This window comes from Deltaproteobacteria bacterium (assembly GCA_026388545.1).
Classification (GTDB): Bacteria; Desulfobacterota; Syntrophia; order Syntrophales; family UBA2185; genus JAPLJS01.
Genome location: JAPLJS010000114.1, coordinates 67,218 through 91,645 on the forward strand (window position 1 = coordinate 67,218; position 24,428 = coordinate 91,645).

Here is a 24,428-nt window from a genome sequence, read left to right on the forward strand (position 1 = left end):
AACAATCATGCCTTTTACTAAATTGGTTTTAGGGACTGCCCAGCTTGGAATGATGTATGGCATTGCCAATCGGACTGGCCAGCCTGACCAGGAACTTGCCACGGAAATAATCAGGGTAGCGTGGGAAAATGGGATCCAGGAGTTTGATACCGCCCAAGGTTATGGAGAAAGCGAGCGAGTTCTCGGGAAATCACTCCTTCAGTTGGAGCTTTCGGATAAAGTAAAGGTTATTACAAAGCCCCATCCCCTCCTGGATCATCTTAATCCTGCTATACTGGAAAATGCCATCGCTGAATCACTGAAAAATATTGGCGTTGCCCGACTGTATGGTGTCATGCTGCACAGGGAGGAAATGCTTGCCCTCTGGCATAAGGGACTGGCCGAAATTCTTACAAGGTTGGTTGTAAAAGGCATGGTTCAGAAAATTGGTGTGTCCGTATATTCGCCGGAGAAAGCAATTGAAGCCATAAACACGGAGGGCATCGATATAGTCCAGGTGCCCACCAACATCCTTGACAGGAGGTTTGAACGGGCAGGCGTTTTCAAAATAGCAGAAGCAAAGAGAAAAGATATTTACATAAGGAGTATTTTTCTCCAGGGTCTGTTGCTGATGAATATCCGTACGCTTCCGGAAAAAATGACATTTGCTGCCCCTTTTATTAAAAGGCTTGAAAGCCTTTCAAAAGATTTTGGTTTAACACGGCACGAAATCGCATTTGGTTATATAAAGTCTGAGATGCCCACAGCCAAGGTTGTTTTTGGCGTTGAGACCAAAGAACAGATCACAGAGAATTTAGCGGCATGGCACAAAGATTTTCCCGCAAACTTAGGTGAAAAGATCCGAATGAATTTCTCCAACGTGAGTGAACAGATATTGAATCCTCATTTGTGGTGAAGGGGGTGCTCCTGTTACAGGGGCATTAGTCCGTAATCTGTATTGCTATTGAAGTCCCAAAAAACAATCCCACGAATCAAATTATAGAGGAACATATGCGACTTGCGGTTATACCTGCTCGAGGCGGCAGTAAACGAATTCCGGGGAAAAATATTATACCTTTCTGCGGAAGACCAATGATTTCATATCCTATCAGTGCCGCGAAGGCATCGGGCCTGTTTCATAAAATTCACGTTTCTACAGATTCAGATGAAATCCGACAGACGGTTGAGACTCTCGGTCTGCCGGTTGATTTCATGCGAGACCCTGCTCTTGCTGATGATTACACCGGACTACTCCCCGTCCTGAGATGGGTTGTAGATGAATATCAACAACGAGGAGAGATATATAACGAGGTTTGTTGCATTATGCCGGCAGCGCCTCTTTTACAGAGTAAAGACCTTAACGCTGCATTCGAGCTATTTCACAACCATAAATCTAAATATCCGCTCTTGGTGATGACCCGCTATCCTGTTCCCATAGAATGGGCTTTCCGGCGTGACAAAGATGGATTTATGACAGCGGTATCTTCCTCGCAACTTAACTGTCGCTCACAGGACCTTCCGGATACATATTATGAGAGTGGGCCTTTTACAATCTGGAGTACTTCCCAGCTGATAGCTGAAAATCCTCTGTCCGGTAAAATCCTTTCCTATGTGATGCCCGGCTATAAAGTAGTGGATATCGATACTCCAGAGGATATTGCTCGAGCGGAGCTTTTGTTCCGGCTCATTGAAAAAGAATGATAAACTTTATGAATTTTCGGTTCAAAGTAGGTCTTAAGCTTTATTCTACTAATACTGATTTAATACCAGAGGCAATTCTTTCAAAAAACAAATTTTTCAATTTTGTTGAATTATATATTATCCCGGGTTCCTATGACAAAACGATTAACGCATGGAAAGAATTTGATGTTCCCTATGTAATTCATGCGCCACACTTTTTTCAAGGTGTGAATCTTGCTCAGATGGAAAAGTGGGAAACGAATCTGTTATCTTATAATGAAACAAGGCTTTTTGCCGATGTTCTCAATTCGGATATAATCATTGCTCATGGAGGGAATAAGGGGTCTTTCGACGAAACAATTCGACAAGTTAGAAGTATTGGCGATAAACGAATAGTTCTTGAGAATAAGCCTAAGTTAGGACTTAACAATGAGATATGCGTTGGCTGGTCACCGGCAGAATTCAGGAAGATCTTTGATGAACATATTATTAACGGAATTGCTCTTGATTATGGTCATGCTTCTTGTGCTGCACGATCTTTAGATGTTGATGTTATGGACATTGTTAAAGAATTAATGTTGTTTAATCCAAAAATATTTCACTTGTCGGACAACGATAGCCTATCTGAACAAGATAAGCACTTTAATTTAGGGAAAGGGAATCTGAACCTTTTGCAATTTATTCGTGTCGTTCCCGTTAATGGGCTGTTAACAATTGAAACACCAAGAAACTCATCAAAAGGATTAACTGATTTTATAGATGATGTAAAATATTTGAAGAAACTGTTAGCGATTGAGGAAAATTTATGAAGAAGGAAATTTCCATCAAGGAAAAAAGCATTGGATGTGGACAGCCTGTTTACGTGATTGCTGAAATGTCTGCTAACCACGGTGGAGAGTTCGAGCAAGCGGTGAAAATAATTCATGCAGCGAAGGAAGTGGGTGCTGATGCTATTAAACTGCAGACTTATACTCCGGATACGATGACTATTGATTGTGAAAAAGTTGATTTTCTTGTTGGTAAGGGCACTCTTTGGGAAGGCCGCAATCTTTATGAGTTATACGGAGAAGCTTTTACTCCATGGGATTGGCAACCAGAATTAAAACGAATTGCGGAGGGTATTGGACTACATCTTTTTTCTACACCTTTTGATTCGACCGCCGTGGATTATCTTGAAAAAATGGATGTGCCGGCACATAAAGTCGCATCATTTGAATTGGTTGACATCCCATTGCTCCAGAAAATCGGCTCGACAAAAAAGCCGGTGATCATGTCAACCGGTATGGCAAACCTTACAGAAATTGAGGAAGCGGTGATGACATTGCGGGAATCTGGTTGTACGGAAATCGCAATATTAAAATGCACAAGCGCATACCCTGCCCCGGCTGAGGAAATGAATCTTAGAACGATACCGCATCTTTCGGAAGCATTCGGCTGTCCGGTGGGATTGTCTGACCATACCTTGGGAATAGCCGTCCCGGTAGCGGCTGTTTCTTTAGGTGCGTGTATTATTGAGAAGCACTTTACCTTATCCCGTTCAATTCCAGGACCGGACAGTGCGTTTTCCCTTGAGCCTCATGAATTCGGAGAAATGGTAAAATCAATCCGAATTGTTGAAAAGGCATTGGGGACAATAACCTATACGCCAAGTGCACAAGAGGAAAAAATGCGAGTATATAGACGCTCGCTTTTCGTGGTCAACGATATGAAAGCTGGAGAGAGATTTACACAAGATAGTGTGAGGTCAATACGTCCCGGATATGGTCTGCATCCCAAGTATTTAGACATTATATTGGGGCGTAAAGCAGCTCGATATATTGAGCGCGGGACACCCGTATCTTGGGATCTGGTTGGCTAGCTTTCAGAAGAGTACTGGAAATTCTGAACGACGACAGACCAAAAAAATGTGAACCATGAGCGGACCGACTATGGGCAGACGCCTTTTGATGCACCACGTAATATTATCAAAAACAAGGAGAACGGAATGAACGATAGTTGTCATGGTAAATTGCTATCGGAACGGGACGGACGCAGAATAATTGCATGCGACAAATGCGGCCATAATCATGTGGTGCCGATGTATACCGAGGAGGAATTGGAAAATTTTTATGAAAACGTTTATTCCGAGAGTACCCCGAGCTTTCTCTGGCATGAAAAGGTTGAAAACATTAAAAGATTTAAAAAAGCAGGAAAAGTGCTCGATATTGGATGCTGGGAAGGCCAACAACTTGAGCATTTTATAAAGACTGGATGGAAATGCGTTGGAACAGAGCTAAACAAGAGAGCCGCAAACGTAGCCATCTCTAAAGGCATTGATGTCCATCAAATATCTATCAGGGAATTCTTTCATCAATTTGAAAATGAGAAATGGGATGTCATTAACGTCGCTTACATACTTGAACATATTCCCGATCCAATTGATCTGTTGATCAAACTGAAGGGCAATTTGGAAAATGATGGCATCATAATTGTCGAGGTTCCCAATGATTTTAGTCCGTTTCAATTAGCCTATATTGCTGAACACAACATCGAACCATATTGGATTACGCTTCCTGATCATTTGAACTATTTTGATAGAAAGGGCATTGAAAATCTTTTGAAAAGAGCAGGATTTAGCATTATTCACGGAGAAACATCTTTCCCAATGGAGATGTTTCTTCTTATGGGTGATAACTATTTACATAATAGATCAATTGGCAAGGCGTCATTTCAAAAGGTAGTAGCAATGGAGAGAATCCTTCGTAATTATGATTCGACATTGGTTTCCGAATTGTATGCTTCTCTATATATGTGTGGTGTAGGTAGAAGCATTGTCCTTTACGTAAAGTCGTCTGACAATAAATGAGAATTTGTGTCTTTTCCGATATCCATGGAAATGGGCCTGCCTTCGCTGCCGCTGTAGGAAGTATTATCTCCGAGCATGCTGATATTAACGTTTTTTTAGGGGATCTTTGCGGCTACTACTATGACCAAATGGCAATATTTTATCGCCTCCAGGCAATCCCAAACCTCGTTTCACTCAGGGGAAACCATGATTCGTTGTTCATCAAAATCTATAATGGTGATGAGAATGTTCGACAGAATTATCGGAGCCGTTATGGAAATTCCATGGAGAAACTCCTTCAATCCGATTGTCATGAACTGGCTGACTGGTTATCAAATCTACCCGATTCCATAACATGGGATAACTATAGTATCTGTCTTTGCCACGGCAGTCCTTGGGCGCCATCAGACGGCTATGTCTATCCGGATGCGCCATTGGATCAATTTGAGATCGACACCGCATCAGTTTTTATCCTCGGAAACACCCACTATCCCATGCACAGAAAGTTGGGTGAAAAAATTATCATCAATCCGGGATCCTTGGGGCAACCACGTCATGGAGGATGGTCATCATATGCCGTGTTCGACCTTCCGTCCGGTAATGTCGTATTCCGGGAAGTTCGATACGATAAGGCCCCCCTGTATTGCCAGATTGAAGAGGCAATGGAAACCAATCCCTATCTGAAGGAGGTTCTCTGCAGGAGCAAATGAAGACCCGTCCTGTTATCCTGATATCGGCTGTCTGTGGAGATATCGGCGGGGGCGCTGTTCGCGCTCTCAGAGCATCAGCCTCAAGGCTCATCGGGTGCGATATGAGGGATGGGTGTCCCGTTAGCCCAATACTTGATTCTTTTTATAAGGCGCCTGCCGCATCTGATCCGGATTATTACATGTCTTTTCTTAAAGATATAATTAGTGCAGAGGAAGTTGACGCATTTCTCCCCATTTCGGAGCCTGAAATCGAAGTACTCAACGAACGAAGGGCAGAGATAGAATCGCTGGGAGTCAAGCTTCTTCTCAACAACCAACTTATTATTGATAACTTCCTCGACAAGTTCAAAATGATACACTTTCTCAATAGGCTTGGGATTAAGGTGCCGAGAACAATGCCGCTTCGCAACTACGATGGAACCATAGGATTTCCCCTTATCATTAAGCCAAGAAGAGGCTATGGAAGCAAGCGGCTCTGGATAGTAGAAGACGAGCATGATTTGGCTTATGTGAAGAAAAAAGACGAGGGGCTCCTCATCGTTCAAGAATACCTCGGCCGTGTTGAAGAAGAATACACAACGGGGGTGTTTTCCGACGGCCGCAATGTTTCTTCCATTACTTTTAAACGCCGTTTGGGTTTCGGGGGACTTTCAGCAGAAGCTGTTTATTCTGAATGCCCCTTTCTGGAGGAACTCTCCAAAAGAATCGCTTCGGCCACAGGTCTACGCGGCTGCATCAATATTCAGTCGCGGCGTCTCAACGAGAACCTCTTTGTTCCTTTTGAAATCAACCCGAGGCTTTCAAGTACGCTGCCTTTCCGTAAACATTTTGGGTTTGACGATGCTGTATGGTGGTTGAATATTCTTTTCGGGGGAAGCTATAATTACATCAAGAAATTCAAAGCGGGTAAGGTTGTACGCTTTGTATCGGACTACTATTTTGACATGGAAGAGACCGCTGGAAGATGATCAATAAACAGGAGATTCTCCTTCAAGCGGATAATATCTTGGTCCGACCCTTGAAAGTAACGGATGTTAGTGATGAATATATCGCAGGTCTGAACGATCCCGATGTGAATCGGTATCTTGTTGCAGTGCGTCAGCATCGCCAAACGAAAGAAAGTGTCACACGCTATGTGGAGGCGGACGGGGATAATCCCCTTTCGATTCTGTTTGGCATATTCGTTAAAAAAGATGAAAATCCTTTTGTTGGCACGCTCAGGGTTCATAATATTGATTTCTTCCACTTTTCTGCATCCATAGGTGTTTGTCTTTTCGCCAAGCGGGCATGGAAAAGGGGCTATGCTTGTCATGGACTACGGTTGATTAAAAAATATTTATTTGAAGACGTCAAACTGCATTATTTGGAAGCAGGGGTTTATGCAGAAAATGTGGATAGCATAGCATGTTTTTTAAACGCAGGGTTTGTTGAACAGTATCGCATCAATAATAAATATCGCCACATTGACAGCTTTGAAGAGGTAATCTTTTTTGCAGCAATTAATCCTCTATTCGACTCATCTCTCTTGAAGTAGCGAATACAAAACTGTCAATTTACTAAAATGATGCAAAGCTCTCGTAAGATAATGAATAGAAAGGAAATATTTTGAAAATACTTTTGATAAATATCTGTTTAAGGTCAGATGTGGAAAAGATACTCTATCCCGTCGGGTTGAGTTATATCGCCAGTGCCATTTATCGTTCATCGCATGAACTTAGCATTCTTGATATGGACGCAAACCGTATCGGATTTGTCGAATTGGAAGAACAGCTTCGTAAACTTAATTTTGATGCTGTTGGTTTCGGATGCATCGTGACAGGATATAAAATTGTAAAAGAAATTGCACTGATCGTAAAGAAGGTAAATCCAGTTGCATGGGTGATTGTCGGAAATTCTGTAGCCAGTTCGATTCCACAAACGCTGTTAAAAAACACCGTGGTTGATATTGCAGTTATCGGCGAAGGCGATATCACAATAGTCGAGGTTCTGGACTGTCTTGATAAATGTGGAAAATTACAAGAAGTTGAAGGAATTTACTACAAAGATAAAAACGAAATCAAAAAGTCCGCCGCCCGAAAAATCATTCCCGATATAGACGCGATACCTTTTCCTGAGTGGGATCTTTTCGATGTTCATAGATATCTGGAAATGTCTTGTAAATACGTGTCAGAGCCTTATCCCATGGAACTGCAAAAAATTAGGGCTTTTCCAGTAAATACCGCACGCGGATGTGCTTTTAAATGCACATTTTGTTATCACGTATTTAGAAATGATAAATACCGCTACCGTAGTGCCTCTAATATTATCCAAGAAATTTCTGAACTACAGAAAAGATACCAAGTCAACTACGTCAATTTTTGGGATGAGCTGACTTTGTTATCGATCAAACAGACGGAAATCCTTGTCGATACGATTCTTGCATCCGGACTTGAATTTTATTGGACGGCTGCTTGCCGGGGGGATCTGTTTAATATGAAAGATATTGATTTGCTGAAAAAAATGAAAAAAACCGGATGTATAGGGCTGGGCTACGCATTGGAGTCTGCCAATCGGAATATATTAAAAAGTATGAATAAAAAATTGGATCCCAATGATTTTATCGAACAGACTAAGGCACTGAAAAAAGCCGGAATTGTAAGCTGGACAAGCTTAGTGATAGGTTATCCGGAAGAAACCGAAGACACGATTCGGGAAACATTTGAATTATGTTATCAGAATGACATCTATCCGAGTTCTGGTTTTCTTCTGCCCCAACCCGGTACTCCGATGTACGAATATGCCGTAAAAAATGGGTTTATCTGCGATGAAGAATCCTACTTAATGGATATGGGTGATCGCCAGGATCTTAGGGTAAACCTTACCAAAATACCGAATGACCAACTTCATGATTATGTCAGTGCACACCTACGCAGGATTAGAGATAAGCTACAGCTTAATTTATCAGATGATCAGCTCCTCAAGTCTGGTAAATATCGCCGGAATCCTTCCTGAATGGTAAGGCATAAACTCAAAGAGAAACCTTTGAATAACTCCTCACGTGTAACAAAAATTGCGCTCTATCAGAATACAACGGGTCGTTTTGTCGATCTCAAGCTTTTTCCAAAGGCTCTCGCATACAAGGGATTACAAAGACGACCCCTCAAGATGCTAAAAGAAAAGCCATGGCATCAGAAGGGGGAAACATGCTCCATTGAGATGCCGCAACAGCCGACGTTTATGAGGAGGGTATATGTCCCAATTTGAGGGACAGGAAATGTACAGGCTCATTGAGAAGCTGTTTCCTATTCACCGGAGTATTACGGGAGACGGCGTCAGGGAAACACTGGCCATCTTGGGTGACTACATGGGTGGTCTCGATATCTCTGAGATTTCAACGGGGGAAAAGTGCTTTGATTGGACAATCCCCAACGAGTGGAACATCCGAGAGGCATTCATCGAAGACAGTTCCGGCAGAAGGATCATCGATTTCAAGAACAATAACCTTCATGTTTCGAGCTATAGCACACCGGTCGACGGCGTTTTCAGTTTGGAAGAGTTAACCCCGCACATTTACTCTTTGCCGGACCAGCCCGATGCCATTCCATACAAAACCTCATACTATGCCGAGCGATGGGGCTTTTGTATGTCCCATTCTCAATTTGAAAGTTTGAAAAACGACAACTACCGTGTCAAAATCGATTCCACGTTGGCTCCGGGCAGCTTGACCTATGCCGACAAGCGCATTCCCGGCCTCGAGGAACGTGAAGTTCTGATTTCGACGTATGTTTGTCACCCGTCTATGGCGAACAATGAACTATCAGGCCCGGCGCTGGCCGTAGGGTTGTATCATTTCCTTTTTCAGAGAAAGAACCGCTATTCCTATCGTTTTGTTTTCGTTACTGAAACAATCGGGGCCGTGGCTTATCTGAGCAGGAATTTGGTGGAGATGAAGAAAAATACCATTGCCGGTTTTCAGTTAACCTGTGTCGGCGACAACCGCAGCTACTCTTATGTGCCATCCCGCAAGGGCGGTACCCTCGCTGACAAAGTCGCCAAACATATCTTAGACAAGAAAATCAGAACCTACGTTCCGTATACGTATTTAGACCGAGGCAGCGATGAAAGGCAGTACTGTGCTCCGGGCATTGATCTACCGGTCGTATCTATGCCAAGGACCAAATACGGAAAATATCCGGAATATCACACGTCTCTTGACAATCTGGAACTAGTGTCTTCGGAAGGATTGCAGGGCTCGCTCGACCTGCACAAAGACTGCATTCGTCTCTTGGAAGAGAACCGGAAGTATCAGGTAACAACACTTTGCGAACCTCATCTGGGGAAAAGAAACCTGAGAAACAGTTTAGGTGCAGACAAAAGGATGCATGATCGGGACAGGATGATCAGCAACTTGATCGCGTATTGCGACGGGGACAACGATTTAATCGATCTGGGCGAAATCTTCGGCGTATGCGCCCTGGAGCTGATTCCCTACATTGAAGAACTCAGAGCTTGTGATTTACTGAGAATTGTAGAGTAAACGGAGGAGGTAGTAATCCATGTTGACAAAGCAACAATTACAAAGCCAGTTGGCAAAAACAGGGATTCGTCGTGGTGACCACATAATGGTGTACAGTTCGTACAAGTCCCTGGGCGGAGTGGAAGGCGGAGTGGACACGGTCATCGACGCCTTCCTGGAGCTTGTCGGCCCGGAGGGAAACGCACTATTCCCGACCTTTAATTTCAGGTCGTGGACCGAGAACCATTATTTTGACATTAATGAAACCCCGTCAGATGTGGGGGCCATTTCCGAGGTCGCCCGGCTGAGGAAAGAGGCGGTTCGGACACCGCACCCTATCTATTCCTTTGCGGCCATTGGAAAACACGCCGAAGAGTATGAACAATGCGATGACATCGAGGCGTATGGTGAGAATTCGGTTTTCTCCCTGTTTCATAAAATGAACGGATTGATTATCAGCATCGGTCTGGAGTGGAATAGCACCTTTTCGAATCATCATTACGTGGAATACAGGAATGGGGTGCACTACCGAAAGGTCAAGGGTTTCTCAGGAATCTATGTTGATAAGAACAATCAGGCGCAGATCAAAACCTACACCATGTACGTGAGAAGAACCTTAAAGGTGAAAACATACATTGTCCCCGCCATGTCGGAGCTATATGCCCGGAAAATCATAGAAGCCGTGGACGTGGGAAGCACCAAAGTGCATTTTTGCCGAGCCAGCACTTTTTTTGATCACATGGGCGAGATCATTAGAACCCACCCTGAAAAACTGCATTATATCGAGGGGTCTCCTTCCAAATCGTAAAATGACGAGATTCAGGTATTAAATGAGGATAACAACAAAACTTATACTGGAAGCGCCCAGTAACAAAGACCGGCGATTTGTCCTTGAACAAGTTAATCGTGGCGTTCCGGTGTATGTAATCGAACCCTTTTATGCGTATCATCACCAGGGAAAAATAATGTTTTTCCCTCCTCCGTTAGTTCCGTTCATTGAATCTTTGCTGGAAAAGGGACGTATTCAACTTATTAGCGCCGATTCACTATATTCTAGAGAGATATATTTATTGGCCGCCGAACGTGCGGTTGAGCATGTAGAGAAGGTATATCCATTTTATTTGTCGCAGCATAGAAATCTGATATCTGCTATTATACAGCAATTAGATTCCGAACAGGCGGAACGCATATTCAAAAAACGTTTATGTGAACAACTTGCCATATTTTTTTCTATAAACCTAACTTTTGAAAAAGTTAGGCATGTTTTAGGGGATGGAGAATTAATTGTTCATGCACCGATCGATGTGAATTTATACAAATCGCTTGAATACATGATCACTCAAACTGGCGGGATACCGATACAAACTGATAACCATATAAAATTTTCTACCATTTCACGAAGGCGATCTTCTGTCACGGCATTCAAAAAAAGTGCGAGTATTTTCATCAAAATAGTATGTCAATTTTTCGCTAGCCTCATTTTATCCCGGCAGCCGAAAATGTCTGGTAGAGGATTCAAATATGGCATCGCAGTTATTTCACCGCAACGGCAGTTCAGAGGAAATAATAGGGGACCGGATTTTCTGATAGACAATCATACAATCAAAAAATCAGAGGTTGCCTATTTTCCTTTGGTACCCATGCAACCAGAATATTTAACAGCTTTGCATAAACTTGGTTCCGATGTAATACCACTTCCAGCACCCGGACGGTTTTTTTCCGATGGGAAACAATGGAGGCATCTATTAGCGTGCTCATTAAAAGAACTTCCCTTTGGTTACAGAGAGGTCGAGACTGCGGCAGCTAACCTGTTTAATTATCTGCGTTGGAAGTATATTTTATCAAAAACAAAGGTTCAGCATTTTATTACCCATGCAGATTTTGGAGACTACCATATATCCAGAAACATCGCCTTGAATCAGCATGGTGCACAAACGTGGTATTATACCGATGCCAGCAATTTCAGCCTTAATTTCAGAGAAGATAATGGACGATGGAATCTTCATCCCTTCTGGACTTATCTTTATTACGACCATTTCATAACCTGGTATGAAGATCTTGGTAAATATTTTTCAATGCATCCTGGCACTTTTAAAAATATAGAAGTTGTTGGTTGTTTGTGGTCGCAGCACATTGAGAACAAAAATACATCGATTTATCCATCAGAATTCAAAATTGAAAAAAAGCTATTAAATAATAAGTTTAAAATCGTCGTTTTTACATCAACATATACCGTAAAAGGCATAACATCTTATGATGAGGCGATCACATTTCTACAGGATATCATCCGCCTTGCAAATGAATTAGAAGATGTTGTTATTATCGTAAAAGAAAAAAAAAGACAGGAATTCCATCTTCAACTCGATCCAATAAAGGGTACACGTCTACTTGAAATACTGAACGATATGTCTCAAAATCCTCGTCTGCGTGTACTCACAAGAGATGCGAATACATCACTATTAATAGGGGAATCAGATCTTTGTATATCCTTTCCGTTTACCTCCACCACTATTGAGGCGCTCAGCGTTGATCACCCTGCAATTTGGCATGATTCCCAAAGTTTTTACCGTCATAATGTCTATTCTGAATTTAAAAATATCGTTACTCATGGATATGATGAGTTAAAAGAAACCGTTTTGATGCATATGAAAAGCGAGGGGAAAACTTACCGTAATCCTATTCCTGAAGGTTACCCACTGATGGATCCGTTCCGAGATGGTAAAGCTATTGAAAGATTTCGGGATCTTTTCCACGTTTCATAATGATTAGCAAAAAAAAACAGATTAAAAACAGCCTTATTTATCTTCTCCCTGTGATCGTCGGCAATCTGATTCCCATCTTGACGCTGCCCATATTTACAAGAATTCTGACACCGGCGGATTATGGCGTATGGGCGCTGGCACAAGTTTACGCCATTTTTATGAACGGGGTTGCGAATTTCGGTCTGACTATCGGATACGAGAGGAACTTTTTTGAGCATAAAGAAACAAAAAATGTTGCTGGATTGTTATATTCAACCCTGCTGTTCGTCATTATAGCCTTTATTATCTGCGGATTATTTACCTATCTATTCAAATATCAGCTTTCAGGATGGATTATTGGTTCTCCGGATCATGCAAATATATTGTTCTGGTCTTATTGCGCTACCGGCATCGTGGGGTTGAAGATCTACTACCTGACATATTTCAAGAATACTGAAAACGCGAAGGCTCTTGTATGGTACACGATCGACGAGAGTTTACTTGGGGTTTTATTCTCATTGTTCATGGTGGCGTATTTACGGATTGGCGTCATTGGGCTAATATGGGGACAACTTTTGGCGAGTTGCATAATTTTCTCCATTCTTTCTTTTCGATTTGTCCGATTTCTTCCCGTGTCTTTCAACGGGGAAGCATTGAAAGATTCCTTGAAACTCAGTTTGCCTCTAACACCAAGGATTTTTTTTGGAGTAATCGGCAGTCAGTTTGACAAATATATGATAGGCCTTTTGAACACAGTGGGTGGCGTAGGCGTATACAACATCGGGCAGAAAGTGGGGTATATTGTGTTCAGTTACATGACGGCCATCCAAAATGTTTTTTCCCCGCAAGTATACAAGCGTATGTTTGATCTGGGCGAAAAAGGTGGCGAATCGGTAGGGCGTTATCTCACACCGTTTCTGTACATTTCAATTTCAATGGGCCTTATGGTTTCCCTTTTTGCCGAGGAAATCATAAGTATCCTAACACCAAAATCGTACCATGGCGCTATCGAAATTGTTATGATTTTATCTATGCTATATGGATCGTATTTCTTCGGGAAACAGCCTCAACTTATATATGCAAAAAAAACATATATTACTTCAGTCCTTACTGCGGTGAGCATTGGATTGAATATACTAATAAACATACCTTTTATTATGAAATGGGGTGCGGTTGGGGCTGCATGGGGGACTCTTTTAGCAGGACTTATATCTGGCACCGTCTCATTCATTGTTTCGCAGCAGTATTATGAAATCAAATGGGAGTATGGAAAGATAGCCTCAATTTTTCTAATATTTTTCGGTTCTACATTAGCCATGATTCTGCTGAGAAGTTTTAATATCCCTTATGAGATGAGAGTAGTTGTTAAACTGATATCATTGACTGGCTATTTGTATCTTGGCATTAAGTTAAATGTACTGACCAAACAGAATTATCTTCTTGTAAGAAATATGATCATTCCCGTAAAGGATGATTACAGATACTCAAAATCACTATAAAATAGGAAGAAATACATGCGGAAGATCACGATCGAAGTCGGTTATGGCACTGTTGCCAAGGTAAAGATTGGTGACCGATTGCCATTGGTATTTATCGGCGGCCCCTGCGCAATCGAAAGCCGCGATCATGCGTTCAAAATGGCGGAGATGATATATGCTATTTGTCGTCGCGTGAATATTCCATGGATTTACAAGTCCTGTTACGACAAAGATTGTCGATCTTCCCCAGATAGCTTTCATGGACTTGGGCTGGACCACGGTTTGCGCATCCTTTCAGATTTGCGTGAGGAATTCGGCGTTCCGGTTGTGTCCGATTTCTCAGATCCCTCTTGGGGGCCGGCAACCGGTGAAGTCTGTGATATGGTGCAAGTGCCTGCGTACCTTTGTCGTCAGACTTCCATGCTCCGAGCAGCGGCACAGACCCAACGACCAATTCATCTGAAAAAAGGGCAGTTTATGAGCCCCTGGAATATGAAAAATTCGGTCCGAAAGATTGAGGCAAGCGGCAATCACCAGATACTTCTGGCTGACAGGGGAACCTTTTTAGGCTATAATATGTTGGTGAACGACATGCGATGCTTGCCCATCATGGCGGAGACCGGTTACCCCGTGTGTTTCGACGCTACGCATTCTATTCAGTTACCAACATCCATGGGGAACATTTCTGGTGGTCAACGGGAATTTATTCCTCATCTGGTTCGCGCTGCGGCTGCGTGCGGCATCAATGCCTTGTTCATGGAGGTTCATGACGATCCCGACAACGCAATGTCCGATGCTAACACGGTGCTGGATATCAAGTATCTCGAAAATATTCTGTGTCAGGCAAGGGCCGTGCACGAATTGCGGTTAGAACTATTAGATAAATATGGAGAAGACAATGTCCATCAAGAAAAATGAGACTATGCGAGTCAGCCAGGTCATGCTGCTACCAGATCGGTTCCCGGTCATTGGCGAACGAGAGATCCTGAAAGAGGCTCTCGATGCCATGGGGCGATCAAGGCTGGGAATCGCCTGTATTGTCGATAGCAACGACAAGCTGTTGGGAATTCTCACGGATGGCGATATCCGGCGCAAGCTGCTCAAGGTGCAAAAGCCGTTCTCAGCCTTTTTTATAGATGATGCGCTCGTCCATTCAATAAAGTCTCCCATTACGATCCAGCCAACAGCCACGTTGGTGAAGGCGGTTGAGTTGATGGGCAATAAGCAGATATGGGATCTTCCCGTAGTGGATGAGGACGGTAAACTGGTGGGTTTATTACACCTGCACCCCGCCATTAAGGCATTGCTCAGTGAGCAAGAATGATTTATCCGGGACAGGCGGCAATCGAATATTGCAGCAACCGCAAGGAAAAGATGCTTCGGTATTACTGCCCTTTTACAGGCCTTATGACGGTCCAATTTGCCATCGGCTTGTGAAGTTGGCATCATAAAAGGCAGCTATGAACAGAACGCTTTGCATAATCGATTTTTGAAAGGCAGGAACTATGAACTCTTTTTTCCCAATACGATCAGCACTGAAAGAAAAGCTGCGGCGGCGTGAGCGCCTGTTTGCGGGCTGGGTGTCTTACGCCCACCCGTCAATTACGGAAACCTTTGCCCGTGCAGGCCTTGATTTCATCGCTATCGACATGGAACACTCCACCATCTCGTTAGAGCAGGCCCAACGTATCATCGCAGCCAGCCAGAGCGAGGGGGTGCCTTGCCTTCCGCGGCCGGTCTCTCAGTCGAATGATTGGATCAAACCCTTATTGGAGTCGGGGGCGGACGGTTTGCTAGTTCAGATGGTAAACACCGCCGAAGAGATCGAAACTCTCATTGGCCACTTGAAATACCCGCCGGTTGGTCGCAGAAGTTATGGTGTAAACCGTGCCCAGGCCTATGGCTTTGACTTTGACAGCTATATACAGAACTGGAACGAGACTTCAACCTTCATCATTCAGGTCGAGTCAATTCAAGCGGTAGAAAATATTGAAGAACTATTGGCCTTTGACGAGGTCGATGGCGTGATGATTGGGCCCTACGACATTTCCGGATCTCTCGGCGTACCGGGTCAGACCTCGCATCAGCTGGTGATTGAGGCGTCGCGCAAGGTGATCGCCGCGTGCGAACGTCGCGGCAAGAGCTGTGGAACGCAAGTGGCGGATGCAACAATAGAAAGCGTAAAAGCCATTTTTGATCTCGGGTATACCTATGCCATTTTGGGATCCGATCTGTTCGTATTATGGAAGTGGGCGGAACAGATGCAGGGTCTAATCAAATCACTGCGTTAGAGATTCAAGAATTTTTTATGAACTCTTATCTAAATCAATTATTTAATCTGGAAGGCAAAGTTGCGGCCGTGATCGGTGGCGGTGGCTCACTTTGCAGTGAGATGGCCAGAGGATTCGCCCGTGCGGGCTGTGCGATTGCGGTTCTGGACCTGAGGCCGGAAAAAGCCAAGGCGGTCGAAGATGAGTTGAGGGCGACAGGCTTTGATCAGGTTATTTCTATCGCCATTGATGTCGTAAAAAAGCAGGAACATGTTAATGCGCTCGAGCGAGTGCTTTCGGCCTTCGGACAGGTCGATATCCTCGTGAACGGCGCCGGTATTAACAATCCGAACCCTTTTCTGGAACTTTCCCTTGAGGAGTGGTATGCCGTTCTTGACTCTCAGATCACGGGAACCTTTCTCGGTTGCCAGGTCTTCGGGGGCTATATGGTTGAGCGCGGTAAGGGTTCGATTATTAATATTTCATCGGCTTCTTCAGGTCCCCCGCTTTCCAAAGCGTTTGCCTACTCGGTTGCCAAGGCAGGTATTAAGAACCTTACGCAGAACTTGGGCCGTGAGTGGGCAACAAAGGGGGTCAGAGTTAATGCATTACGCCCCGGTTTTTTCCCAACTGAATGGAATCGCAAGAACTTCATCACCCCAGAGCGCGAGGCGGCTATTCTGGGGCATACCCCGATGGGGCGCTATGGTGAACCTGTCGAATTAATCGGCGCCACGTTGTGGCTTGCTTCAGATGCGTCCAGTTTCGTTACCGGTGCGGAGATCGAAGTCGATGGTGGCTTCTCCTGTATGACCATATGAGGCTTTCGGGGATTATCGGAATGGACTTCAGGAACTACAATTTATAGGAATAGAATTATGAATCAAAGAACTGTTGTTGTTACCGGTGGTAATCGCGGCATCGGCTTGAGCATCACCGAAGCTTTTGTCAATGCAGGCTATTCGGTGATCGTTGGTGCGCGTCAGGAGTCTGGTTTGGGGAATCGATTTGGTAATAAGATAACCTTTGTTCACACAGATGTGAAGGATGCAATGGCGCATCAAGCTCTCGCTAAACGCGCACTCGATCAATTTGGCCGACTTGATGTATATGTTAACAATGCCGGTTTCTCTGAATGGCGTCCAATTGGTGAGATTGATGAGAAGTTTTTTGATGAAATGATCGGTACAAACCTGAAAGGCGCTTTTTGGGGTTGCAAAGCCGCAGTAAGTGCGATGACCAAAGGTGGCAGCATCATCAATATTTCCAGCATTGCCGGAAAACGCGGGAGCACGAACAACTCGGCTTATTGCGCTTCCAAGTTCGGGATGAATGGCCTGACTCAGGCGCTGGCGAAAGAGGTCGGTCCGCGCGGAATTCGCGTGAATGCCGTGTGCCCTGTGCTTATTCCTACCGAGGGTCTGATACATGCCTTGAAAAGTCCCTATGGGCCGGCAAAAGGAGATCCTGAAGCGTTCATTTCTAAATTCGCCGTCGATAATGCCGCATTAAAGAGATTGCCAACTGGCGCAGAAGTAGCTGCGATGTGTTTGTTTCTGGCATCAGAAGCAGCATCAGCGATTACCGGTCAATGCATCAACGTTGATTGCGGTGTCTTTCCGCAATAGTGAAGCCTATGACACTTAAAATTGTTGCCGTTATTCCCGCGCATCTCGCCTCGGTCAGGTTCCCTCGCAAAATTCTGTTCCCTTTTCATGGTCTGCCCATGATCGAGCATGTCCGGCGACGTGCGCTGCTCTCTAATGCTGTCTCGGAAGTCTACGTAGCGACGTGCGATGAGGAGATCGCCGAGGTAATCCGTGGATATGGCGGAAAAGTCATCATGACGGCTAATACACACACCAATGGCACCAGCCGGGTTGCCGAGGCGGTGAAAGATATTGACTGTACCCATGTGATGCTACTGCAAGGTGATGAGCCCCTTTTGTTGCCCCGCCACTTGGATATATTTGCGCAGGCAATTGCTGCTGAACCTGGGGGCGATGCTTGGAACGCTACTGGACCCATTGATAACGTCGAAGAACTTGATCGTCATTCCTTTGTGAAGTGCACTTTTTCGGGGTCAAATCGTATTATTTACTGCTTTCGTCGGTCGCCTTGCTACAGTTCCTTCGATGTGCAGAAATCTTTTGTGAGGAAGATCCTTGGGATTATTGCTTACCGCAAGGATTTCTTGCTGCACCTCACGTCTCTTCCTTCATCGCCGATTGAACGGGCTGAGTTCATCGAACAGATGCGCATAATTGAGAACGGCTACATCTTGCGGTCTATTCCTGTCAGTCCGAGCCTGCCTTCGGTAAATGAACCTGAAGAAGCAGATATTGTGCTGGATTACATTCGCTATAATGCTGAACAGCGGACATTGCTGGAGAGGATTTTGAGTTGATCGTGATGGGAAAAGATTTTCATAGTGTGTGGTGGGCCTTGGTTTGAACGATGAACAATATCGAAAGCTCTGCGAGGCCTGCGATCAAGTGCTGCTGGCGCCGGATCCAACGATTGAGCGAGTTTCCATCCCATGGTTGCATGTCATTCGAGAGCACCCGGTTTTTCTGAGCACTTACATTGATCTTTTTGAACCTTCCAAGGGTGGCAGTTCGATTGTTCGTAAGTGGTGGTCGTTTTTCCGCAACAGGGCAGGGTGGTTTAAACAGATTATGAGCACGCTGCGTGCGAATGGGCAGCCGTGGTTCGGGCCGAAGGAACTCCCGAGAGGCGTGGATTTTTTATTTGTTTCCCACCTTCTGAACGAGTCTCATGCGGGTAATGCAGAAGACTTTTATTTCGCCGGATTGGCCAACGAACTTGTTGCCCGCGGGCACTCTGCGGTGATCGCCCTGATCAACCATACCGGCAAGGATGCCAAGCCAATAGCTGCCAGATGGAATGGGAGTCCGGTCCCGCGGGTGATCATCTCGGATTCACTTCGGTTATTGGAAGAGGTGACTCTTCGTCGGCGCCTCAAGAGGGAGTTCCGCCGTTTGAGAGAACTGACCAAAAAGGAGAACCCAGGATTGGCAAGGCGCGTTCTTGCCCGGGCAGCTGAAGAAGCCTTGTCGGGCGGATCGCTTATAGTTTTACGAATGGCGTCGCAGATCGGCGCACTGACAGCCATACTGCAACCGAAAGCAATCGTGATCACCTATGAAGGCCATGCCTGGGAGCGCGTGGCTTTCGCTTCTGCACGCAGATCACTCACGGATGTGCGTTGTATCGGCTATCAACATGCCGCGCTGTTTAAGCTTCAGCACGCCATCAGGCGTAACCTCAGTCCACAATACAATCCCGATCATATCCTGACGGCAGGAGAAATTACACAGGCACAACTTTCGAGGTCGCCCGGGCTCCGCGGGATTCCGGTAACTGTTCTAGGCTCCAATCGTGGTTTGGTTGGCCATCACGAAAAAGATAAAAACGCAGGCCGTAAGCAGAGAAGGATTCATGCATGTAAGCCCACATGTCTGGTCATTCCGGAGGGCATCGCCAGTGAATGCGACATCCTGTTCAATTTCGCCATAGTGTGTGCGCAAGCTCTGCCGAATATTCATTTCGTTTGGCGTCTGCATCCGATCCTGTCCTTTGAAGCCTTGGCAGCGAAAAATCAAAATTTCCGGCAGCTCCCTTTCAATGTCGAAATGTCCCGTATGCCCATCGACCAAGACCTGGAGCGATGCCGGTGGGCCCTCTATCGGGGGACAACGGCTGTCATGCAGGCTGTGCTGTCCGGTCTGCGGCCTATCTATCTGAAACTGGCGGATGAACTATCCATCGACCCGTTGCATGAACTCAACACTTTCCGAGTCACGATCGAATCTCCGGAAGATTTCCTGCGCATTATCAATGTTGATCTTAATGATGATCGAAACTCTCAAGCGAAGGAGTTCAAAGTTGCCTACGATTATTGCAGACGCTATTTTCTGCCCTGGGATGTTACGGTGTTGGCGAATATTCTCTCGAGAGTATCGTAGCATCGAGCTGCAATGAATCATACTACTAAAAATAAAAGAATATCGGTTGTTATGGCTGTGTACAATGGCGAGCGTTTTCTGAAGCCCACCATCGCCTCGACATTGTCACAATCATTTGAAGATTTCGAGTTCATTATAGTGAACGACGGAAGCGAGGATGAAACACAAAACATTATCGCAGAATATCATGATGATAGAATTATTTTGATCAACAATACCCGGAACATGGGTCAGACTGCTTCACTTAACATTGGTCTCCAAAATGCCCGTGGAACATACATAGCCCGGACCGATGCAGGCGATATTTCTACTCCGGAGCGTTTAAAAAAACAGTTCCAATATCTTGAGAATCATTCAGATGTTGATATCCTGGGAACAGCGGCATTTCAATACGATATGGCAGGTAACTTGTGTGGCAATGTTTTTATGCCAAACAGACCGTCAACAATTTTGCAAAGGATTTTTTTTGCCTCTCCTGTGGTCCATGTAAGCGTGATGATGCGTCGCGACAGGATCCTTGAGTTGGGCGGATATGATGATTCCTACAGGATTCTCGCTGACTATGGTCTCTGGGCCCAGGCATTGCAAAACGGTTTCAGGTTCTGGAATCTGAGAGACGTTCTGACGGGTTATCTTGTAGATCAGGATAGTTTTGGATCATCGCATGGTAGAGGGCGATCCATCCAGGAAGCATCACAGATTATTTGTGACCTTGCCCTGGCCTTGACTGGCGATACTCTGTCTTTTGATCAAGCAGAAGATATTTACCGCTTTTTTGTTTTTGGCCCGCAGGATCTGGACAGTGATCGGTTGCGGAAGAACGAAGCACTATTTGAAGGGCTTTTATTAAAGCTTCATACTGCCCGGAGAGATATAGATTATCTGTTATTGAGGAGTTACTTAAAAATGCTCTTCGGAAGACGGTCCTATACTTCTTCTCAAAAGCACGAGTTGAAAGATGTGTTACATAGCATATTGAGCAAGTGGCGAGGAGGATTGTCATTTCACTTGTTTGAAGATATGCACAGATATATTCAGACTTTCAGATACATAAACTTTTCAACCATAGGGGTGAAAGTTCCCAACTTTATTTGTGAAGTTGCCGACAAATAGCAAAAATGAATCCTAATCGTAAATGCATTGCCATCACAGGGGCAACAGGTTTTATCGGACGGCATCTTTTCGGGGAGCTGTCTGATCGGCAGGATGTGGATATTCGCCTCCTTTTTCATTCAAATACCATTGAAAATCTGATGAAAAAGGAAAACATAATCGTCTTCGAAGGTGACCTGCTGAAACCGGAAAGTCTGTCCGGATTTCTCAAACCCGGATGTACAGTCATCAATCTGGTTAATTTGAGGAATGCTTCGGAAAAAGACAACCTTGCGGTCATGACCAATCTTGCCATTGCCTGTCGCAGCGCTCAGATCAAAAAACTGGTACATTGCAGCACGGCTGTGGTTGTGGGTGCTGTTTCTGAAGATGATATTACAGAAGAGACACAGTGTCATCCAACACCAGGCTACGAGAGTATAAAATATAAGATAGAATCCTTGCTTGTGGCTCTATCGGCCAATCATTTTGAGCTGGCCATACTACGACCGACAGCAGTTTTCGGAAAGGGTGGAAAAAATCTGCTGAAAATGGCGGACGATTTGATCCAGGGCAACCGGTTTATCAACTATCTGAGATCATCTCTTTTTAATCATCGCAGGATGAATCTCGTTTTCGTCTTAAATGTAGTATCGGCTCTGATTTTTTTAGCAGACATGAATCGGAAGATGAACGGAGATGTCTTTATAATCTCTGATGACGACCCCATGAACAACTACCGAGATGTGGAGAGATTGCTGATGAGTCATCTTGGCTGCAGGGATTATGCTATCCCCAGATTACCAGTACCCAGTCCGATTCTTAGAACCCTTTTAAAATTAGAGGGAAAATCAAACGTCAATCCCAACCGGATATACCATTCCCGGAAAATGCTGAATGCCGGTTTTAAGAAAGTTGCATCTTTGGAGACGGGTCTGGTGTCATTTGCAAACTGGTACAAAGAACGTCAAGCTTCAGCCATCGGATGATGGTTGATAAGTACTCCTTTATGAAGATTTTAAATGTAAACATGTCGATTGATCCACTGACAGGTGGCGGAACGGCCGAACGAACATTTCAAATGAGCCTTTATCTGACTAGGGCAGGTGTGGATTGTACGGTACTAACGACGGATGTGGGATTGACGCCGGAGCGTCAGAATTCCATGGAGAACGTAAAGATTGTAGCACTACCGGTTTTATTTAAGCGATTTTACATTCCCCGGAAGATGTGGGGACCAATTAGTAAGATTGTGGCAGAGGCGGATATAATTCACCTGATGAATCATTGGACCATTTTAAATGCTTTAGTTTACCAAGCAGCGTACCGCCTTCAGAAGCCCTATGTAATATGCCCTGCAGGTTCACTTCCAGTGTATGGGCGATCCAAGGTGATAAAAAAAATTTACAATACCCTTATAGGCAACCGCATCATTCGCCGGGCAAATGGTCATATTGCGGTTACGACTGAAGAAGTTAAGCATTTTCGTAATTATGGGATTTCTCCTTATCAGGTATCGGTCATACCCAACGGGATCAGCAATGAGGTAAGCTGGGAAGGAGAGCAGAAGTCCTTTCGAAAAACTTTTCACCTCAATGATTTTCCATTCATTTTGTTTGTTGGACGATTGAATCCCATTAAAGGACCTGATCTGCTTCTAAGTGCTTTTTGCAATATTAAGGACCGCATCAAGAATGTCCATTTAGTTTTTGTGGGGCCGGATGAGGGATTATTGGCTAATCTCAAAACTACTGCAAATCAGTCAGGGGTTGCTGAACAAGTTCATTTTCTGGGATATTTAGGGGGTACGGAAAAGCTCCAGGCTTATAAAGCCGCCTCGCTTCTTGTTGTGCCTTCTCGTCAGGAGGCCATGTCAATAGTCGCACTTGAGGCGGGTATTAACGGAACCCCAGTGCTGTTGACAGATCAATGTGGTTTTGACGAAGTTGCTCGTATTGGCGGCGGGATGGTCGTTCCCGCCTCTGTGGATGGCATACAGGAAGGCCTCTTGATTTTGCTCAATAATCTCCTTCAACTCAAAACAATGGGGGAAAAGTTGAAAAGATATGTCTCTGAAAATTATCTATGGGAAAACGTTATACATCAATATATAGCCCTCTATAGCCGGATATTGTTAGAGAGAGCTTCATAAGATGCATCCATATAATCGCTATGCGATGTCCATTTTGCAGTATTGATGGGATAATATCTAAACAATATTAAAGGAATTGACGATGCAAAGAAAAGTACTCATTCTCGGTGGTACCGGGATGCTTGGACACACACTATTCAGGGAGTTATCACAGCGGGAAGATATGGATGTTTACGCGACGGCCAGAATCGGAAATAACCTGTCGCGGTGGTTTTCTGCCGAGTTGTTGAAAAAAGTGCATGTTGATGTAGATGCCGACAACTTTGACACAGTCATCCGCTCCTTTGCATCCGTACAACCCAGCCTGGTAATTAATTGCATTGGTCTTATCAAACAACAGTCAATTGCCAGCGATCCCCTTTCGGCAATTACCATCAATTCACAACTGCCGCATCGAATTGCGCTGGTTTGTCGGACCGCGGGGGCAAGGCTGATTCACATCAGCACGGACTGCGTTTTTGACGGACGTAAGGGCCAATACACAGAAGCGGACCCATCAAATGCCGTTGATCTTTACGGGAGGTCGAAATTTCTTGGAGAAGTGGATTATCCACCTCATTGCATCACCCTGCGTACATCCATCATTGGGCATGAATTGAAGGGGAAGCTCGGCTTGATCGAATGGTTTCTCAGCCAGGCGGGGAGGGTTCGCGGATTCACCAGGGCGATCTATTCCGGCTTTCCCACCTTGGAATTTGCACGAATCATCGCCGAGTATGTGATTCCCAACGATCACCTGACAGGCATTTATCACGTCTCTTCGGACCCAATCTCCAAGTATGACTTATTGAGATTGGTCGCCGAAAGGTATGGGAAGCAAATCGATATTGAGCCTCATGACGATTTTTTCATGGAACGATCATTGGATTCGACCGTTTTTCGCCGCCTGACCGGTTATAATCCGCCGTCCTGGTCAAAGCTGATTGATCTTATGTATCAGCACTATCTATCATCTTATGATGATAAAGAACAATTAACACGTTAGAGTTTAAAATACGGGTTTTGCCGGAGAAAGGAT

Annotated in this window: 24 protein-coding genes; all 24 read left to right on the forward strand. The window is 44.6% G+C overall.

What is annotated here, in order from left to right; all coding sequences use genetic code 11:
- Positions 1 to 7 precede the first annotated feature (7 nt).
- The 24 genes from NTW12_14330 to NTW12_14445 all read left to right on the forward strand — a co-directional run bounded on the left by NTW12_14330 (position 8) and on the right by NTW12_14445 (position 24,395).
- Positions 8 to 895 (forward strand): aldo/keto reductase, encoded by an 888-nt coding sequence (locus tag NTW12_14330; protein ID MCX5847507.1) that lies wholly within the window; start codon positions 8 to 10, stop codon positions 893 to 895.
- 95 nt (positions 896 to 990) lie between these two features.
- Complete coding sequence (gene pseF, locus NTW12_14335; protein MCX5847508.1) at positions 991 to 1,680, forward strand: pseudaminic acid cytidylyltransferase; 690 nt, start codon at positions 991 to 993, stop codon at positions 1,678 to 1,680.
- 8 nt (positions 1,681 to 1,688) lie between these two features.
- Entirely contained in the window at positions 1,689 to 2,468 is a 780-nt protein-coding gene (locus NTW12_14340; protein MCX5847509.1) for a TIM barrel protein, read from the forward strand.
- Positions 2,465 to 3,517, forward strand: a complete 1,053-nt coding sequence (pseI, locus tag NTW12_14345) for a pseudaminic acid synthase (GenBank protein MCX5847510.1) — start codon at positions 2,465 to 2,467, stop codon at positions 3,515 to 3,517. Before NTW12_14340 ends, pseI begins: the two co-directional genes overlap by 4 nt.
- A gap of 126 nt (positions 3,518 to 3,643) precedes the next feature.
- Positions 3,644 to 4,504 carry a class I SAM-dependent methyltransferase gene (locus NTW12_14350; protein ID MCX5847511.1) on the forward strand — a complete coding sequence of 287 codons (861 nt, stop codon included), beginning with the start codon at positions 3,644 to 3,646 and terminating at the stop codon, positions 4,502 to 4,504.
- Positions 4,501 to 5,193: a metallophosphoesterase family protein gene (locus NTW12_14355; protein ID MCX5847512.1), complete on the forward strand. Its 693-nt coding sequence runs from the start codon at positions 4,501 to 4,503 to the stop codon at positions 5,191 to 5,193. The genes NTW12_14350 and NTW12_14355 overlap by 4 nt, the downstream gene beginning before the upstream one ends.
- Entirely contained in the window at positions 5,190 to 6,161 is a 972-nt protein-coding gene (locus NTW12_14360; protein ID MCX5847513.1) for an ATP-grasp domain-containing protein, read from the forward strand. Before NTW12_14355 ends, NTW12_14360 begins: the two co-directional genes overlap by 4 nt.
- On the forward strand, positions 6,158 to 6,727 hold the full coding sequence (locus NTW12_14365; protein ID MCX5847514.1) for a GNAT family N-acetyltransferase: 570 nt from the start codon (positions 6,158 to 6,160) through the stop codon (positions 6,725 to 6,727). The genes NTW12_14360 and NTW12_14365 overlap by 4 nt, the downstream gene beginning before the upstream one ends.
- A gap of 110 nt (positions 6,728 to 6,837) precedes the next feature.
- Positions 6,838 to 8,184: a radical SAM protein gene (locus NTW12_14370; GenBank protein ID MCX5847515.1), complete on the forward strand. Its 1,347-nt coding sequence runs from the start codon at positions 6,838 to 6,840 to the stop codon at positions 8,182 to 8,184.
- Positions 8,185 to 8,422: 238 nt separating this feature from the next.
- On the forward strand, positions 8,423 to 9,709 hold the full coding sequence (locus NTW12_14375; GenBank protein ID MCX5847516.1) for a DUF4910 domain-containing protein: 1,287 nt from the start codon (positions 8,423 to 8,425) through the stop codon (positions 9,707 to 9,709).
- Between the two features lie 19 nt (positions 9,710 to 9,728).
- Complete coding sequence (locus NTW12_14380; protein MCX5847517.1) at positions 9,729 to 10,496, forward strand: AAC(3) family N-acetyltransferase; 768 nt, start codon at positions 9,729 to 9,731, stop codon at positions 10,494 to 10,496.
- Between the two features lie 22 nt (positions 10,497 to 10,518).
- The gene (locus tag NTW12_14385) at positions 10,519 to 12,450 is read left to right on the forward strand and encodes a polysaccharide biosynthesis PFTS motif protein (protein MCX5847518.1); all 1,932 of its coding nucleotides are present in this window, start codon (positions 10,519 to 10,521) and stop codon (positions 12,448 to 12,450) included.
- Positions 12,450 to 13,928 carry an oligosaccharide flippase family protein gene (locus tag NTW12_14390; protein ID MCX5847519.1) on the forward strand — a complete coding sequence of 493 codons (1,479 nt, stop codon included), beginning with the start codon at positions 12,450 to 12,452 and terminating at the stop codon, positions 13,926 to 13,928. The genes NTW12_14385 and NTW12_14390 overlap by 1 nt, the downstream gene beginning before the upstream one ends.
- Before the next feature lie 15 nt (positions 13,929 to 13,943).
- Positions 13,944 to 14,825 (forward strand): 3-deoxy-8-phosphooctulonate synthase, encoded by an 882-nt coding sequence (gene kdsA / locus NTW12_14395; protein ID MCX5847520.1) that lies wholly within the window; start codon positions 13,944 to 13,946, stop codon positions 14,823 to 14,825.
- Entirely contained in the window at positions 14,806 to 15,231 is a 426-nt protein-coding gene (locus NTW12_14400) for a CBS domain-containing protein (protein MCX5847521.1), read from the forward strand. Before kdsA ends, NTW12_14400 begins: the two co-directional genes overlap by 20 nt.
- Positions 15,232 to 15,412: 181 nt before the next feature.
- Positions 15,413 to 16,198 carry an aldolase/citrate lyase family protein gene (locus NTW12_14405; protein MCX5847522.1) on the forward strand — a complete coding sequence of 262 codons (786 nt, stop codon included), beginning with the start codon at positions 15,413 to 15,415 and terminating at the stop codon, positions 16,196 to 16,198.
- Between the two features lie 17 nt (positions 16,199 to 16,215).
- Positions 16,216 to 16,998: an SDR family oxidoreductase gene (locus NTW12_14410; protein MCX5847523.1), complete on the forward strand. Its 783-nt coding sequence runs from the start codon at positions 16,216 to 16,218 to the stop codon at positions 16,996 to 16,998.
- A 57-nt stretch (positions 16,999 to 17,055) separates the two neighbouring features.
- Positions 17,056 to 17,805, forward strand: coding sequence for an SDR family NAD(P)-dependent oxidoreductase (locus tag NTW12_14415; protein MCX5847524.1), 750 nt, complete (start codon positions 17,056 to 17,058; stop codon positions 17,803 to 17,805).
- An 8-nt stretch (positions 17,806 to 17,813) separates the two neighbouring features.
- On the forward strand, positions 17,814 to 18,584 hold the full coding sequence (locus NTW12_14420; GenBank protein ID MCX5847525.1) for an NTP transferase domain-containing protein: 771 nt from the start codon (positions 17,814 to 17,816) through the stop codon (positions 18,582 to 18,584).
- 43 nt (positions 18,585 to 18,627) lie between these two features.
- On the forward strand, positions 18,628 to 20,166 hold the full coding sequence (locus NTW12_14425; protein ID MCX5847526.1) for a hypothetical protein: 1,539 nt from the start codon (positions 18,628 to 18,630) through the stop codon (positions 20,164 to 20,166).
- A gap of 12 nt (positions 20,167 to 20,178) precedes the next feature.
- Positions 20,179 to 21,279, forward strand: coding sequence for a glycosyltransferase (locus tag NTW12_14430; protein ID MCX5847527.1), 1,101 nt, complete (start codon positions 20,179 to 20,181; stop codon positions 21,277 to 21,279).
- 5 nt (positions 21,280 to 21,284) lie between these two features.
- Positions 21,285 to 22,247 carry an NAD-dependent epimerase/dehydratase family protein gene (locus NTW12_14435; protein ID MCX5847528.1) on the forward strand — a complete coding sequence of 321 codons (963 nt, stop codon included), beginning with the start codon at positions 21,285 to 21,287 and terminating at the stop codon, positions 22,245 to 22,247.
- 20 nt (positions 22,248 to 22,267) lie between these two features.
- Positions 22,268 to 23,410, forward strand: coding sequence for a glycosyltransferase (locus tag NTW12_14440; GenBank protein ID MCX5847529.1), 1,143 nt, complete (start codon positions 22,268 to 22,270; stop codon positions 23,408 to 23,410).
- Positions 23,411 to 23,492: 82 nt separating this feature from the next.
- The gene (locus NTW12_14445; protein MCX5847530.1) at positions 23,493 to 24,395 is read left to right on the forward strand and encodes an SDR family oxidoreductase; all 903 of its coding nucleotides are present in this window, start codon (positions 23,493 to 23,495) and stop codon (positions 24,393 to 24,395) included.
- Positions 24,396 to 24,428: the final 33 nt, after the last annotated feature.

Excerpts from the sequence above, each read along its gene's own strand:
- NTW12_14400 (MCX5847521.1), top strand. The coding sequence starts at position 14,806 with ATGTCCATCAAGAAAAATGAGACTATGCGAGTCAGCCAGGTCATGCTG.
- NTW12_14390 (MCX5847519.1), top strand. The coding sequence starts at position 12,450 with ATGATTAGCAAAAAAAAACAGATTAAAAACAGCCTTATTTATCTTCTC.
- NTW12_14445 (MCX5847530.1), top strand. The coding sequence starts at position 23,493 with ATGCAAAGAAAAGTACTCATTCTCGGTGGTACCGGGATGCTTGGACAC.
- pseF (MCX5847508.1), top strand. The coding sequence starts at position 991 with ATGCGACTTGCGGTTATACCTGCTCGAGGCGGCAGTAAACGAATTCCG.
- kdsA (MCX5847520.1), top strand. The coding sequence starts at position 13,944 with ATGCGGAAGATCACGATCGAAGTCGGTTATGGCACTGTTGCCAAGGTA.
- NTW12_14420 (MCX5847525.1), top strand. The coding sequence starts at position 17,814 with ATGACACTTAAAATTGTTGCCGTTATTCCCGCGCATCTCGCCTCGGTC.
- pseI (MCX5847510.1), top strand. The coding sequence starts at position 2,465 with ATGAAGAAGGAAATTTCCATCAAGGAAAAAAGCATTGGATGTGGACAG.
- NTW12_14375 (MCX5847516.1), top strand. The coding sequence starts at position 8,423 with ATGTCCCAATTTGAGGGACAGGAAATGTACAGGCTCATTGAGAAGCTG.
- NTW12_14340 (MCX5847509.1), top strand. The coding sequence starts at position 1,689 with ATGAATTTTCGGTTCAAAGTAGGTCTTAAGCTTTATTCTACTAATACT.
- NTW12_14330 (MCX5847507.1), top strand. The coding sequence starts at position 8 with ATGCCTTTTACTAAATTGGTTTTAGGGACTGCCCAGCTTGGAATGATG.
- NTW12_14405 (MCX5847522.1), top strand. The coding sequence starts at position 15,413 with ATGAACTCTTTTTTCCCAATACGATCAGCACTGAAAGAAAAGCTGCGG.
- NTW12_14430 (MCX5847527.1), top strand. The coding sequence starts at position 20,179 with ATGAATCATACTACTAAAAATAAAAGAATATCGGTTGTTATGGCTGTG.
- NTW12_14385 (MCX5847518.1), top strand. The coding sequence starts at position 10,519 with ATGAGGATAACAACAAAACTTATACTGGAAGCGCCCAGTAACAAAGAC.
- NTW12_14415 (MCX5847524.1), top strand. The coding sequence starts at position 17,056 with ATGAATCAAAGAACTGTTGTTGTTACCGGTGGTAATCGCGGCATCGGC.
- NTW12_14360 (MCX5847513.1), top strand. The coding sequence starts at position 5,190 with ATGAAGACCCGTCCTGTTATCCTGATATCGGCTGTCTGTGGAGATATC.
- NTW12_14365 (MCX5847514.1), top strand. The coding sequence starts at position 6,158 with ATGATCAATAAACAGGAGATTCTCCTTCAAGCGGATAATATCTTGGTC.
- NTW12_14350 (MCX5847511.1), top strand. The coding sequence starts at position 3,644 with ATGAACGATAGTTGTCATGGTAAATTGCTATCGGAACGGGACGGACGC.
- NTW12_14355 (MCX5847512.1), top strand. The coding sequence starts at position 4,501 with ATGAGAATTTGTGTCTTTTCCGATATCCATGGAAATGGGCCTGCCTTC.
- NTW12_14435 (MCX5847528.1), top strand. The coding sequence starts at position 21,285 with ATGAATCCTAATCGTAAATGCATTGCCATCACAGGGGCAACAGGTTTT.
- NTW12_14380 (MCX5847517.1), top strand. The coding sequence starts at position 9,729 with ATGTTGACAAAGCAACAATTACAAAGCCAGTTGGCAAAAACAGGGATT.
- NTW12_14440 (MCX5847529.1), top strand. The coding sequence starts at position 22,268 with ATGAAGATTTTAAATGTAAACATGTCGATTGATCCACTGACAGGTGGC.
- NTW12_14410 (MCX5847523.1), top strand. The coding sequence starts at position 16,216 with ATGAACTCTTATCTAAATCAATTATTTAATCTGGAAGGCAAAGTTGCG.